This is a genomic window from Rhizobacter sp. (assembly GCF_032229685.1).
Lineage (GTDB): Bacteria > Pseudomonadota > Gammaproteobacteria > Burkholderiales > Burkholderiaceae_C > LMDS01.
This window is the reverse complement of the sequence record NZ_JAVTWP010000020.1, coordinates 64,596-76,071: the sequence shown is the minus strand read 5'-3', so window position 1 is coordinate 76,071 and position 11,476 is coordinate 64,596. Positions and strand designations below refer to the sequence as shown.

Below are 11,476 nucleotides of genomic sequence, written 5' to 3'. Positions count from 1 at the left end.
CCTCGCCGCTCATTTGCCGATGCCCAAAAACCTGATCCGCGCGTTCTGGCTCGCCGCTGCCCTGCTCTTCACCGGCGCCGTGACGGTCGGTTGTGCCAGCTTCGACGAACAGCAGCGCAAGTGGATCTTCCAGCCGCAGACCGCCGGCGCGTCGCAACGCACCGGCAACACCGACGGCATGGACGACGTGTGGATCGAGTACACCGCCCCCAGTGACAACGACCAAGTGAAGCTGCATGCGCTCTGGCTGTCGCACGCCGACCCGGGCGCCCCCGTGCTGCTGTACCTGCACGGCGCGCGGCGCAATGTGTCGAGCAGCGCTTTCCGCATCCGCCAGATGAACGAGCTGGGCTTTTCGGTGCTGGCGATCGACTACCGCGGTTTCGGCCGCAGCAGTGCGGGCCTGCCGTCGGAAGCCAGCGTCGCCGAAGACGCCCTCGCCGCCTGGGCCTGGCTCGAGCGGCACCACGGCCGGCAGCCGCGCTACATCTTCGGCCACTCGCTCGGTGGCGCGATCGCGGTGCAGCTGGCCAGCGATCTGAAGGACGGGAACAGCGCCAAGGGCCTGATCCTCGAAGGCACCTTCACGTCGATCCCCGACGTGTTCGAGACCATGAAGTGGGGCTGGCTGCCGATCACGCCGCTGATCACGCAGCGTTTCGACTCGGCGCGCAAGATCGAACGCCTGACGCTGCCGGTGCTGGTGGTGCATGGCGACGCCGACACGCTGATCCCGCCCGAACTCGGCCGCGCGCTGTTCGATCGTGCCGTGGCGCCCAAACGTTTCGAGCTGGTGCAGGGCGGCACGCACTACAGCACCAATGGCGTCGGCCAGCCGCAATACCGGGAAGCCTTGCGCGCGCTCTTCGGTCTGGGCACCTGAGCCGCGCGCGCGTGCTCCAATCGGGGCCATCCGCGAGAACTCACATGGCCACCCTGAAGCTCAAGAACCCCCCAGCCCCCGCCAGCGGCGGCCTGTCGCCGCCACGCGCCCCGGTGCGAGGCATCGGCGCCGGCGTCAACAAACGCCCCACGCTGGCCGAAGCACAGGCGCAGCGCGCCGAGCGCGAAGCGCGCTACCAGGAGCAGTTGCGCCAGCGTTTCGGTGATCGGCCGCCAGCCGGGTTCACGCGCCGTGACGAGCCGCAGAGCGCTCGGCCCGCACCGCGCCAGGACCGCCCGCCGCGCCCGCAGGCACCCCGCCCGCAGGCACCGCGCGCCGAACCCCGCCAGCAGCGTCCCGCGGCACCGCCGCAGCGTCAACATCAAGACAACCGCGACGAACGCCAGGACCGCGAACCCACCGAACACGCGCCCGGCAGCATGCGCCTGTCCAAGCGCATGAGCGAACTCGGCATCGCCTCGCGCCGCGAAGCCGACGAATGGATCGCGGCCGGCCTGGTGCGCGTCGACGACCAGATCGTGAAAGAACTCGGCTCGCGCGTCGTGCCGGGGCAGCGCATCACCGTCGATGCCAAGGCCCGCCACCAGCAGGCGCAGCGGGTCACGGTGCTCGTCAACAAACCGGTCGGCTACGTCAGCGGCCAGGCCGAAGACGGCTACGAGCCCGCCGTGGTGCTGGTGACAGCGGCGAACCAGTGGCGCGAAGACCGCTCCGGCACACGCTTCCTGCGCGAACACCTGCGCAGCCTGGTGCCGGCCGGCCGGCTCGACATCGACTCCGTGGGCCTGCTCGTGCTCACGCAAGACGGGCGCGTCGCCAAGCAGCTGATCGGCGAAGACACCGAGGTCGAGAAGGAATACCTCGTGCGCGTGGCCACCGCGAACGGCAAACGCCTGCCCGAGGCTTCACTGGCGCTGCTGCGCCACGGCCTCGAACTCGACGGCGAAGCGCTGCGACCGGCCCACGTGGAATGGCTCAACGACGACCAGTTGCGCTTCGTGTTGCGGCAAGGCAAGAAGCGCCAGATCCGCCGCATGTGCGAAGCGGTCGGCATGCAGGTGCTGGGCCTCAAGCGCGTGCGCATCGGCAAGGTGATGCTGGGCGACCTGCCACCGGGTTGCTGGCGCTACCTGCGCCTCGACGAGAGCTTCGTTTGAACGCCGCGCCCTCACCTTCTAGGCGCGACCCGCAATGGGCGGCGCTCGCCTGGCTGCTGCTCGCCACCTTTGCCACCGCGGCCATCGGCGCGTTTGCTTCGATCGATGCGAAGACGTTCTATGCCAGCCTGAACCAGCCGTCGTGGTCGCCACCACCCACCGTGTTCGGCCCGGTCTGGACGGTGCTCTACCTGATGATGTGTGCCGCGGCCTGGCTGGTGGTGCGGCAAGTCGGCACGGCGGCGGCGCGCCCGGCACTGTGGCTCTACGGCGTGCAGTTGCTGGCCAACGCGCTCTGGACCTGGCTGTTCTTTCACTGGCACTGGGGCGCCGTGGCTTTCGCCGAAGTGCTGTTGCTGCTCGGGCTGGTGGCGCTCACCTTGCGCAGCTTCTCGCGCGTGCGGCCGCTGTGCGGCTGGCTGATGCTGCCTTATCTGTTGTGGGTCGGCTTCGCGTCGGCGCTCACGCTGGCGATGTGGCGCCTGAACCCCGGCGTGTTGTGAGCGATGTGCGCAAGTCGATGACCCCGACGGTCGTCGTATTGACGATCACCCTGCTGCTCGGCCTGCAACCGGTCACGACCGACCTGTACCTGCCGGCGTTGCCGACGATGCAGCGCGAGCTCGGCGCCACGGCCGGCGCCACGCAGATGACGCTGTCGGTCCTGATCATCTGCTTCGGCCTGGCCCAGCTGGTGTGCGGGCCGCTGTCCGACCGCTTCGGCCGGCGCCCGGTGTTGCTGGGTGGCATGGCGCTGTACTGCGTGGCCAGCGTGATGGGCGCGCTGGCGCAGCAGATCGACACGCTGGTCGCGTGGCGTGGTGTGCAAGGCGCCGCGATGGCGGCGGCCGTGACCTGTGGCCGCTCGATGGTGCGCGACCTGTTCCAGCCGCACGAAGGGGCGCGTGTGATGTCGCGCGCGCTCGGCGGCCTGGGCGTGGTCGCTTTGCTCAGCCCGGCCCTCGGCGGGCTGCTGGTGCAGTGGCTGAGCTGGCATGCAGCGTTGCTCGCCACCGCGCTGTTCGGTGCCGTCACGCTGGCCTTCATCGGCTGGCGCTTCGAAGAGACGCTGCTGCAACGCGACCCTCGCGCCACCCAACTGCTGCCGCTGCTGAACAACTGGCGCATCGTGCTGCGCGACCCGAGCTTTCGCGCCTGGACGGCACTGCTGTGCTGCACCTACGGCGCCCTCTTCACGATCCTGGCGAGTTCGTCGTTCGTGTTCATCGACGTGCTCGGCCTGTCGCGCGTGGCCTGCGGCGCGGTGCTCGCCGTCAACTCGCTGGCCTACATCGTCGGCACGGTGCTGTGCCGTCGCCTGCTGCTGCGCCATGGCCTGCGCGGTGCGGTCAAACGCTCGGCGCTGTTCTCGCTCGCCGGCGGCGTGGGCATGGCCGCCCTGAGCCTCGCCGGTGTGCAGTCGGTGTGGGCCATCGTGCCGCCGATGGTGCTGTTCGCGATCGGCCACGGCGTGAACCAGCCTTGCGGGCAGGCCGGTGCGGTCGGCCCGTTTCCCGACAAGGCCGGCACGGCCGCGTCGATGTCGGGCTTTCTGATGATGCTCACGGCCTTCTGCGCCGGCATCGTGCTCGGCCGCAGCATCAACGGCACCGTGTTCCCGCTGACGCTCGGCGTCGGCTTCTTCACCATCGTGCTCGCCGTGGTCGCCTGGACGCTCGTGCAGCGTGATGGCGAGCCTTCGGTGCGCCCCGGCGTGCTGGCTGCCAAAGCCTGACCATGAATCAGCAGACACCCACCCTCCACTGCCTGTGCCTGGCCGGCCCCACCGCTTCGGGCAAGACCGGCGCCGCGCTCGCGATCGCGCAGGCGCTGGCGAACGAACGCCCGGTCGAGATCGTCAGCGTCGACTCGGCGCTCGTCTACCGCGGCATGGACATCGGCACCGCCAAGCCCACAGCCGAAGAACGTGCGCTCGTTCCGCACCACCTGATCGACGTGATCGAACCCTTCGAGGCGTATTCGGCAGCACGTTTCGTCGGCGATGCGCAGCGGCTGATCAGCGAGATCACCGCGCGCGGCAAGCTGCCCCTGCTCGTGGGCGGCACGATGCTGTATTTCAAGGCCCTGTTCGAAGGCCTCGACGCGATGCCGGCGGCCGACCGCGGCGTGCGCGCCGCGTTGGCCGAGCAGCTCGAACGCGACGGTTTGCACGCCTTGTACCGCGAGCTGCAACGGGTCGACCCGGTCACCGCCGCGCGCCTGAAACCGGCCGACCAGCAACGCATCCAGCGAGCGCTCGAAGTCTTTCGCGTCAGCGGCCAGCCGATCTCTTCGTTCCACAGCGACAAGCCGGCGCGGGCCATGCCACCGCTGATCTCGCTCGAGCCCACCGACCGCGCCTGGCTCCACCGGCGCATCGAACAGCGTTTTGCGTCGATGCTCGACGCCGGCCTGCTCGACGAGGTGCGCGCGCTCGGCGAGCGCGGCGACCTGCACGCCGACATGCCGTCGATGCGCTGTGTCGGCTACCGCCAGTCGTGGGAAGCGCTGGAACACGAGTACGAACACGGCGAACACCTGCGCGCGGTGGTGCAGGAAACCGGCAGCGCCGCCACGCGCCAGCTCGCCAAGCGCCAGCTGACCTGGCTGCGCGGCATGGCCTGGCGCCACACCGTGGCCTGCGACGCCCTCGATGCCACCGCGCAGGCCGTGGCACTCGCGCGCCAGCTCGCGCCCGCAGCGGCATGAGGCGCGCCGCTTGAGCCTGCTGCAGGTCCACGCGCTCGCCAAACGTTATGGCGAGGCCGCGGTGTTTTCGGGGGTCGACCTGAACGTCGCGACCGGCGAATTCGTCGCGATCCTCGGCGAGTCGGGCGTGGGCAAGTCGACGCTGTTGAACTGCATCGCCGGGCTCGACACGGTCGACGCCGGCCGGGTGCAGATCGCCGGCACGAACATCACGACCCTGCCCGAAGCCGCGCAGGCGCTGTTCCGGCGCCAGCACCTCGGCTTCGTGTTCCAGGCCTTTCACGTCTTGCCGCACCTGAGCGTGGCACACAACGTGGGCCTGCCCTTGCTGCTGCAGCGCCGGCCCGACCCGGCGCGTGTCGAAGCCTTGCTCGACGCGGTCGGTCTCGGTGGCCTGGGCGAGCGCCTGCCCGAAACACTCTCGGGCGGGCAGTTGCAGCGCGTGGCGATCGCCCGCGCCATGGTGCACCGCCCGGCCTTGATCCTGGCCGACGAACCCACCGGCAACCTCGACCCGGTGACCGCCGAGCGCGTGATGGACCTGCTCTCGGCGCAGGTGCGCGAACAGGGCGCGGCCTGCGTGCTGGTCACGCACTCGAAGACCGCGGCCGCGCGGGCCGACCGGGTGCTGACGCTGACGGCCCACGGCATGCAAGACGGCGCGCCGGCCACATGAGCTCGTTGCTGCTCCGGCTGTCGTGGCCAGAGCTGCGCCACCACCCTTGGCGCCACCTGGCGGCGCTGCTGGCGGTCACGCTCGGCGTGGCCTTGGCGTTTTCGGTGCAACTGATCAACCAGTCGGCGCTGAGCGAATTCAGCTCGGCCGTGCGCGCCGTCAACGGCGAACCCGACTTCGAATTGCGCGGCCAGCGCAGCGGCTTCGACGAGGCCTTGTACGAACGCGTGGCGCGCCACCCGCAGGTGGCGATCGCGAGCCCGGTGGTCGAGGTCGACACCTACGGCTTCGACGCGGCGGGTGATCGCGTCGCCTTGAAAGTGCTCGGCATCGACGCGCTCGTGGTGGCCGGCATCGCGCCCGCGTTGATGCCGAGGCCTGATGCGAATGCCGAACGCCTGGCGATGCTCGACCCCGGCGCGGTGTTCCTGAACGCCACGGCACAACAGCGCCTGGGCGCCGCCGCCGGGTTGCGCGTGCAGAACAGCACCGGCATCACCACGCTGAAGCGCGCCGGCAGCGTGCTCGCCAACGGCGCACCGCTCGCGGTCATGGACATCGCCGGCGCGCAAGGCAACTTCGGCTGGCTCGGCCGCCTGAGCCGCATCGACGTGCGGCTGGCGCCCGGCGCCGACCGCGCCAAAGTGCTGCGTGAACTCGCGCTGCCGGCCGGCATCCGCGCTGCGGCACCCGATGAAGCGGCGCAGCGTGTGTCGAACGTGTCGCGCGCCTACCGCGTGAACTTGACGGTGCTGGCACTCGTCGCCTTGTTCACCGGCGCGTTCCTGGTGTTCTCGATCCTCTCGCTCTCGGTCGCCAAGCGCCAGCCGCAGCTGGCCTTGCTCGGCGTGCTCGGCCTGAGCGGGCGCGAGCGGCTGGCGCTGGTGCTGGCCGAGTCGGCGATCCTCGGCGCGGTGGGCAGTGCGCTCGGCCTGGCGCTCGGCACGGCACTGGCCGCGCTCGCGCTGCGCCTGCTGGCCGGTGACCTCGGCGGCGGATATTTTCCGGGTGTGGCGCCGAGCCTGCAGTTCGACATCGTTTCGGCCTCGATCTACGGCCTGCTCGGCATCGCCGCGGCCGCCATCGGCGGCTGGCTGCCGGCGCGCGCGGCGCAACAGCTCGCGCCGGCGCAAGCCTTGAAAGGCCTGGGGACACGCAGCGGCCACGCCGGCCCGGCCTGGTTCGGCCCCGCACTGTTGTTGGCCGGTGTGTTGCTCGCGCTGCTGCCGCCGGTCTTCGAGATTCCACTGGCCGCCTATGCCTCGGTGGCCTGCCTGCTGCTCGGCGGCATCGCCTGCGTGCCGGCCGGCGTCGGCCTGTTGCTGGCACGCGTGGCACCGCCGACGCACGCACTCGCGCTGCTGGCGGTGGAGCGCGCGCGCCACCAGCGCCACACCGCGACCATCGCGGTCGCCGGCGTGGTGGCGAGCCTGAGCCTGGCGGTCGCACTCACCGTGATGGTCGCGAGCTTTCGCGACTCGGTAACGCAGTGGCTCGGCACCGTGTTGCCGGCCGACCTGTACGTGCGCGCGGCGGCTTCGGTCAGTGCCGGCGACGTGGCAACGCTGCCACCCGAACTGCTGCGCCGTGCAGCCACCCTGCCCGGTGTGGCGCGGGTCGAGTCACAGCGTGTCTCGCAAGTGCAGTTCGACCCCGCGCGGCCGGCCGTGGCGGTGATCGCGCGTGCCCTGCCCGACCCGGCGCGCGCGTTGCCGCTGGTCGGCGAACTGGTGGCGCTGCCGGCCGGCGAGACCGCCGTGTTCGTCAGCGAAGCGATGGCGAGCCTGTACGGCGCCGCGCCCGGCACGCACCTTACGCTGCCCTTGCCGAAGGCCGGGCCGACCACGTTCTACGTGCGCGGCGTCTGGCGCGACTACGCCCGCCAGCACGGCGCGCTGGTGCTGCCGGCCGATGACTACCGGCGCCTGACCGGCGACGAGCGTGTCAACGACATGGCACTGTGGCTGGCCGAGGGCAGCAACGCGTCGGCCGTGCAGCGGTCGTTGCGCCAACTCGCCACCGACCTCGGCATCGACGGTTCCCTGCTCGAATTCGCTTCGGCCAGCGAGATCCGCCGGGTGTCGCTGCGCATCTTCGACCGCAGCTTCGCCGTGACCTACTGGCTGCAGGCGGTGGCGATCGCGATCGGCCTGTTCGGCATTGCCGCGAGTTTTTCGGCGCAGGTGCTGGCGCGGCGCAAGGAATTCGGGCTGCTCGCGCACCTAGGCCTGACGCGCAGGCAGGTGCTCGGCGTGGTCGCCGTCGAAGGCGCCGTGTGGACCGCCGCAGGCGCCCTGCTCGGCCTGTTGCTGGGGTTGGCAGTCAGCGTCGTGCTGGTCAAGGTCGTGAACCCGCAGAGTTTTCACTGGACCATGGAGTTGCTGTTGCCGTGGGGGCGCCTGTTGTCGCTGTGCGCCGCCGTCATGCTGGCCGGCACACTCACCGCCTGGCTGGCCGCACGCAGCGCCGCGGGCCGGCAGATGGCGCTGGCAGTGAAGGAAGACTGGTGAACACGATGGCGAGCCCCGGCGACCTCAGCCTGCCCGAAGCGCTGCTCGGCAAGCTGCGCGCTTGCTACGGCGAGCCGCACCGGCGCTACCACTCGCTCGCGCACATCGAAGCGCTGCAGCGCTGGTTCGCGCGCCACCGCACGCTGGCGCGCGAACCGGCACTGATCGACGCGGCGATCTGGTTCCACGACGCGGTCTACGACACGCGCCGGCAAGACAACGAACAGCGCTCGGCAGCGCTCGCGCAACTCGAGTTGGCCGCTCTGGGCTGGCCGGCTGCCAGCGTGCGCCGTGTCGCCGAACTCGTGCTCGCGACCCATCGGCATGAGGCCGAGCTTTCAGACACCGACGCCTGGCTGTTTCTCGATCTCGACCTGTCGGTGCTCGGCCAGAGCGCAGCGCACTACGCGGCCTACGCCGACGCGGTGCGGGCCGAGTACGGCTGGGTCGACGCGGCGGCCTACCGCGCAGGCCGCACGCGTGTGTTGCGCAGCTTTCTGGAACGCGACAGCATCTATCGCACGGCCGTGGTGCATGCGACCTGGGAGAGCGCCGCACGGCTGAACCTGCAGCAAGAACTCGCCGCGCTGCAGCCGCCGGTCTGAACGGAGCGGCTTCTGCTGTTCAGGGCAGACCCGGCAGGCCCGGCAAACCGGGTGGTCTGGGCGGGCGCGGCAAGCCCGGCGGGGCGGGCGGCCTCGGCAGACCGGCGCCCGAGTGCGGTGGCCGGGGCACGTGGGCCGGGCCGGGCACGTAACCGGGACGCGGAACGTGGGGCGCCGGCACGTAGACCGGCGGGTGGCCGTAGCCCGGCCCGTACCCGGGCCCATAGCCGGGCGCGTAGTTCGGCCCGTGGCCATAACCCGGCCCCCAATACTGGCGGTGCCCGTACCAGGGGCGGTGGCGGTAGTGCGCGCCCCAGTAGTCGACCATCACGAACGGCGTGATCGGAATGCCGAACCCGGGGCCGTAGTAGTTCGACACCGGTACCCAGCGATCCTGGTAGGGGTAGTAGAGACTGCCCGCCGGCGCCCAGCCACGTTGCCCGTCGGAGGCGACCAGGTCGCACCAGCGGTAGCCGCTGGTGCAGCCGTAGACCTGCACGTAGGTACCGGGTGGCAAGCGCATCACGGTGGGGTAGTTGCCGGCCGGGCCGGCGCGCACGTTGACCCACGCCTTGGTACGCGCCTGTTCGGCGGTGGCGACCAGCGGCAGCGCCAGGCACAGCGCGGCCAGCATCCGGAGCACGGGTTTTCTTGTCATGGCGACCTCCTGGTGGCGGCCAGCATAGCGCCAATGCACCGGGCGACACAACGCCACGCCACGGGGGCACAGGCCTCAGCCGCGCAGCGGCGGCGCAACGAGCGCGCTGACGGCGAAGTCACGCAGCGCCACGCCGATCTGCGGCAGGCTCTGCGCACCGTGGCGCCGCAACTGGTCACGCACCAGTTCTTCCATGCCTCCGACCAGCGCCAGCAACTGCGCGTCGCTGACCTCGCCCAGACCGGGTTCGAGTTGCCGGCGGCGCTGGTGGAAAGCGCGCCACTGTTCGACCCATTGCGCCATGACCCAGTCGCGCCGGTCGAGCGCGCGGCGGCCGGCGCCGAGCACCTCGACCGTGAACGACCAGGCGGCCGCCGGCACGCTCGCCATCGCGCCGAGGTAGGCGTCGATCGCGACGCGGGTGCGCAGCGCCAGTTCGTCGCGCGGCACACCGGCGAGTGCGCTGCGGATCGCCGCGAACAGGCTGCGCATGCCGTCTTCGTAGGCCGCGAGAAAGCAGTCTTCGAGACCGGGAAAGTGTTCGTAGAAGGTGCGGCGCGACACGCCCGCGAGCAAGATCACGTCGGCCACCGTGGCGGCGCCATAACCCTTGTCGGCGGCGACCCGTGCCACCGCGTCGAGCAGGCGCAAGCGCTGCGAGCCGGCCACCGCGGCCTGCGTGAGCGGGTGGCGGCCGCGTGGCAGCCTGGCGGGCGCAGCTGGTTGGTGGCGGCTTGCGTGCATGGTTTGAAAACATTACCATACACACAGAAAACACAAATGTTTTTAAATCAATGCCCGGGCCGACGGCCCGGCTGAAGGAGCCGAAGATGCTTGCGAATGTTCTGGTGGGCCTGGTCGCCGCCCTGCACGCCTATTTCATGGTGCTCGAGATGCTGCTCTGGGACAAACCCACCGGCCGCCGCGTCTTCGGTCTGACACAGGAATTCGCCACCGCGTCGAAAGGCCTCGCGATGAACCAGGGTCTGTACAACGGCTTTCTGGTCGCGGGCCTGGTCTGGGGTCTGAGCCAGGGTGCGGCGGGCCAGCCGCTGAAGCTGTTCTTCCTGGGCTGCGTGATCGTCGCCGGCGTGTTCGGCGCACTGACCGTGAACCGCAAGATCCTGTTCGTGCAGGCCGTTCCCGCCGTTGTGGCGATGGCCGCGGTTCTGCTGCCCTGAAGGGCACGGCCCGGCATGGGCCGTGCCGCCCGCCGCGATCAGTCGGCCGCGAAGCAGTAGTACAGGCCAGCGCCGCCGGTCGCCTTGAGCGCGTCGGCGCCGCAGCCGCGCGTCATGTGCGACGAGTTCCACGACTTGGCGGGCACGCTTTCGTCGAGCCCGGTCTTGTCGTGGTGGCCGACCATCGCCGAGCCTTCGCCGCTCTGCGTCCAGTTGCCGCAGGTCGAGTTCACGTTGCCGGCGATGAACGTGCCGTCGGGCTGCGAGCCGGTCAGCACGTCGTGCATGTTCGGCGTGTCGCCACGGCCGTTGACGCCGGCGCCGGTCTCGGTCAGCGCGGTCATCTTGTTCAGGTTGTTGGCCCCGTGCAGTTGCGCCACGTCGGTCGCCACGACCACGCCCTTGGCGTTTTGCCACGGGCCCTTGCCGATGCGGTCGCGGGCGTTGATGCCGGGCACGTTGGCGGTGGGCTGCTGGCTCAGGTAGGCGCGCCAGGTGCGGTTGCCGGCACCGGCCGCCGCGGCGAGCGTCTGGCACTGCTTGTCGGCACCCGCGAGGCCGCCCAGGTCGGCGCCCTTGCCCGGCCCGGCGCTGGTGACGAAGAAGCTCATGCCGGTCTTGCCGCCGGACATGCTGCCGCAGGCAGCGAGCAGGGACACGGCGGTGGCGCAGGCGGCCAGCGGCCAGATGATCGATTGACGCATGGGTTTCTCCTCGGGTTGTGATCGGTGACGACGCGGCAGTCTGCCAAATGTCGAAGCGCTCGCAGACTACCAAGCCCCCTTGCCGGAAGGGGCAAGGACAAACACCGAGGAATAAATCAGCGGGGCGCCTTCGGCGGGCCGCGGCGCGATCGGTTCGCGGCCGGTGCGTGGCCGCGGCTGCGCGCAGCCCACAGCTTGTACGCGGTCGGCGTGAGTTCACGCTTGAGCAACTGCACCAGCTGGCCTTCGGTCAGGCCGTGGTTCATCAACACGGCGTTGAACGGCGGGCGGTCGTCCCAGGCGGTCTTGATCACGCTGGCGACTTCGGCGGCACTCAAACGGGGAACGGGCTTGGCCATGGGGAGCGATTGT

General features: G+C 70.4%; 13 protein-coding genes. 9 read left to right on the top strand and 4 right to left on the bottom strand.

What is annotated here, in order from left to right:
• The first annotated feature begins 19 nt into the window (after positions 1-19).
• Genes AC30PD_RS08690 through AC30PD_RS08655 form a run of 8 tightly spaced genes read left to right on the top strand, consistent with a single transcriptional unit; the run spans position 20 to position 8,561 of the window.
• Positions 20-883 carry an alpha/beta hydrolase gene (locus AC30PD_RS08690; protein WP_489535255.1) on the top strand — a complete coding sequence of 288 codons (864 nt, stop codon included), beginning with the start codon at positions 20-22 and terminating at the stop codon, positions 881-883.
• 44 nt (positions 884-927) lie between these two features.
• Positions 928-2,061, top strand: a complete 1,134-nt coding sequence (locus tag AC30PD_RS08685; RefSeq protein WP_489535254.1) for a pseudouridine synthase — start codon at positions 928-930, stop codon at positions 2,059-2,061.
• Positions 2,058-2,564, top strand: coding sequence for a TspO/MBR family protein (locus AC30PD_RS08680; protein WP_489535253.1), 507 nt, complete (start codon positions 2,058-2,060; stop codon positions 2,562-2,564). Before AC30PD_RS08685 ends, AC30PD_RS08680 begins: the two co-directional genes overlap by 4 nt.
• A 17-nt stretch (positions 2,565-2,581) precedes the next feature.
• Complete coding sequence (locus tag AC30PD_RS08675) at positions 2,582-3,796, top strand: multidrug effflux MFS transporter (protein ID WP_489535252.1); 1,215 nt, start codon at positions 2,582-2,584, stop codon at positions 3,794-3,796.
• 2 nt (positions 3,797-3,798) lie between these two features.
• A complete protein-coding gene (gene miaA / locus AC30PD_RS08670) occupies positions 3,799-4,770 on the top strand; it encodes a tRNA (adenosine(37)-N6)-dimethylallyltransferase MiaA (RefSeq protein WP_489535251.1) in 972 nt (323 codons plus the stop codon).
• A 16-nt stretch (positions 4,771-4,786) separates the two neighbouring features.
• Entirely contained in the window at positions 4,787-5,446 is a 660-nt protein-coding gene (locus tag AC30PD_RS08665) for an ABC transporter ATP-binding protein (RefSeq protein ID WP_489535433.1), read from the top strand.
• The gene (locus AC30PD_RS08660; RefSeq protein ID WP_489535250.1) at positions 5,443-7,956 is read left to right on the top strand and encodes an FtsX-like permease family protein; all 2,514 of its coding nucleotides are present in this window, start codon (positions 5,443-5,445) and stop codon (positions 7,954-7,956) included. The genes AC30PD_RS08665 and AC30PD_RS08660 overlap by 4 nt, the downstream gene beginning before the upstream one ends.
• Complete coding sequence (locus tag AC30PD_RS08655) at positions 7,953-8,561, top strand: HD domain-containing protein (protein WP_489535249.1); 609 nt, start codon at positions 7,953-7,955, stop codon at positions 8,559-8,561. Before AC30PD_RS08660 ends, AC30PD_RS08655 begins: the two co-directional genes overlap by 4 nt.
• 19 nt (positions 8,562-8,580) lie before the next feature.
• Here AC30PD_RS08655 and AC30PD_RS08650 read toward each other — a convergent pair whose 3' ends face one another.
• Positions 8,581-9,219 carry an SH3 domain-containing protein gene (locus tag AC30PD_RS08650; protein WP_489535248.1) on the bottom strand — a complete coding sequence of 213 codons (639 nt, stop codon included), beginning with the start codon at positions 9,217-9,219 and terminating at the stop codon, positions 8,581-8,583.
• 75 nt (positions 9,220-9,294) lie between these two features.
• Positions 9,295-9,963 carry a TetR/AcrR family transcriptional regulator gene (locus AC30PD_RS08645; RefSeq protein WP_489535247.1) on the bottom strand — a complete coding sequence of 223 codons (669 nt, stop codon included), beginning with the start codon at positions 9,961-9,963 and terminating at the stop codon, positions 9,295-9,297.
• A gap of 86 nt (positions 9,964-10,049) precedes the next feature.
• Here AC30PD_RS08645 and AC30PD_RS08640 point away from each other — a divergent pair, with 86 nt between their 5' ends.
• The gene (locus tag AC30PD_RS08640; RefSeq protein ID WP_489535246.1) at positions 10,050-10,400 is read left to right on the top strand and encodes a DUF1304 domain-containing protein; all 351 of its coding nucleotides are present in this window, start codon (positions 10,050-10,052) and stop codon (positions 10,398-10,400) included.
• Between the two features lie 38 nt (positions 10,401-10,438).
• Here AC30PD_RS08640 and AC30PD_RS08635 read toward each other — a convergent pair whose 3' ends face one another.
• Positions 10,439-11,104, bottom strand: a complete 666-nt coding sequence (locus tag AC30PD_RS08635; RefSeq protein ID WP_489535245.1) for a hypothetical protein — start codon at positions 11,102-11,104, stop codon at positions 10,439-10,441.
• Positions 11,105-11,220: 116 nt separating this feature from the next.
• Entirely contained in the window at positions 11,221-11,463 is a 243-nt protein-coding gene (locus tag AC30PD_RS08630; protein WP_489535244.1) for a DUF2805 domain-containing protein, read from the bottom strand.
• Positions 11,464-11,476 lie beyond the last annotated feature (13 nt).